Annotated in this window: 1 pseudogene; it reads left to right on the top strand. The window is 70.7% G+C overall.

What is annotated here, in order from left to right:
* Nucleotides 1-370: pseudogene (locus AC08OO_RS22865) on the top strand (integrase); the annotation flags it as partial.
* Nucleotides 371-498: the final 128 nt, after the last annotated feature.

Raw genomic sequence — 498 nt, 5'->3', positions numbered from 1 at the left:
CCCGCTGCTGGTGGCGATCCTTCGCACGCATGTCGCGGAGTTCGGCTTCGCTCCTGACGGCCGGCTGTTCAGTGGTGTGCGGGGTGGGGAGATCAGCGACTCGGTGATCGGCCGGACGTGGGCCGCGGCGCGGACTGAGGCGCTGACCCCGGCACAGGCCGCCGGCCCGCTTGCCCGGCGGGTCTACGACCTGCGGCACGCCTGCCTGTCGGGCTGGCTGAACGACGGGGTCTCGGCTCAGCAGGTCGCCGAGTGGGCCGGGCACAGCGTGGCCGTCCTGCTGAAGGTCTACGCCAAGTGCGTGGATGGCGATGACGTCGCGGCCCGCAAGCGGATCGAGGCGGCGCAGGCCCTGGAGAACGGCCGATGATCGCGTCCACGCATTGTCCACGGTCAGCCGGGAACGACCGTGACCAGCCGGGACCGGCCGTGGGTATGGAAAAGGCCCCGGTGATCGCTCCGGGGCCTGTGACCTGCTGCTATGCAAGTAGGTCGAGG

The organism is Frankia sp. CeCAU1 (assembly GCF_977971845.1).
Note: the sequence above shows the minus strand (reverse complement) of the source record. Positions and strands in the feature narration are given on the sequence as shown.